This window comes from Brevundimonas sp. (assembly GCF_032107865.1).
Taxonomy (GTDB): Bacteria; Pseudomonadota; Alphaproteobacteria; order Caulobacterales; family Caulobacteraceae; genus Brevundimonas.
This window is the reverse complement of the sequence record NZ_DAMCNG010000393.1, coordinates 1-1,217: the sequence shown is the minus strand read 5'-3', so window position 1 is coordinate 1,217 and position 1,217 is coordinate 1. Positions and strand designations below refer to the sequence as shown.

The following is a 1,217-nucleotide window of genomic DNA, read 5'->3' as shown; positions in this document are numbered from 1 at the left end:
GACGGCGTGCACCTGATCGGCCGCGCCCAGGGCGGTGATGTCGTGGCCCGTCAGGTGGACGCCCTGCGCGCCGCCGTGCGCCAGGTGCGCGACCTGGAGCGCTTCATCTCCGACGCCCTGCGAAGCCTGCCTGATGCGACGGTCGTGGCCGACCCGCACGCCCGCATCATCCTGTCCAACGACCGGGCCGAGGCCCTGTTCGGCGCGCGTCTAAAGGACGACGCCGACCTGCCCCTGCTGTTCCAGTCGCTGGGCGAACCGGCCTGGCGCCGCTTCCTCGATCTTGAGGGCGACCCCGGCGACATCACCACGCCTGACGGCCGCATCTTGAAGGCCGCCGCCTCAGTCCTGACCGACGCCGAGGGCCATCCGGTCGGCCACATCGTGCGCTTCGCCGACATGACGCGCTTCCGCGCCGCCGAGCGCCAGCGCGCCGAGGCCCTGCAACTGCTCAGTCACGACATGCGCGCGCCCCAGGTGTCGATCCTGACCCTGCTGGACGGCCCCGCCCCGCGCCTCGACCCCATGGTCGAGCGCCGCATCGCCGACTACGCCCGCCAAACGCTGGACCTGGCTGAAGGCTATGTTCAACTGGCCCGCGCCGAGAGCCAGCCCTATCGCTCGGAACTGCTGGATCTGGGCCAGATCGCCATGGACGCCGCCGACATCCTGTGGCCCCAGGCGTCGAAGAAGGGCGTCCGCATCCTGACGCCCGACGGCGAAGAAGAGTTCCTGGTTCAGGGCGACCCCGCCCTGCTTCGCCGCCTGACCACCAACCTGCTCGACAATGCGCTGAAATACGGCCCCGAGGGCGGTGTCATCCAGGTCAGCCTGACCGGCGCCCAGCAGGACGGCCATCCGGTCTGCGTCCTTAGCGTCAGCGACCAGGGACCGGGCCTGTCGGAAGAGGCCGCGCGTCGCCTGTTCCAGGCCTTCGGCCACGGCGGCGCCGATCATCGCGGCGCGGGTCTGGGCCTCGCCTTCGTCCGCACCGTCTCCGAACGCCACGGCGGAACCATCCGCCACCAGCCCGGTTCGCCCGGCGCGACCTTCATCCTGACCCTGCCCAGGGTCATGGAAGGGGAATGAGGCTGCAGGCAGTCCGCTTTTAGTCCGCCGCACCCAACTGGGCCACCGCCGCTTCGGCCAGCAGCCCCGGCGCGCTTTCGCCCTGACGCCGTCCCAGGGTCGCCGCAGCCGAGGCGCGATAGGCCCCC

1 protein-coding gene is annotated in these 1,217 nt (G+C 71.2%); it reads left to right on the top strand.

Annotated features, from left to right (window positions below; all coding sequences use genetic code 11):
* Nucleotides 1-1,089: sensor histidine kinase (locus tag RT567_RS17045; RefSeq protein WP_313577362.1), on the top strand; the 1,089-nt coding region annotated here is incomplete at its 5' end.
* Nucleotides 1,090-1,217 lie beyond the last annotated feature (128 nt).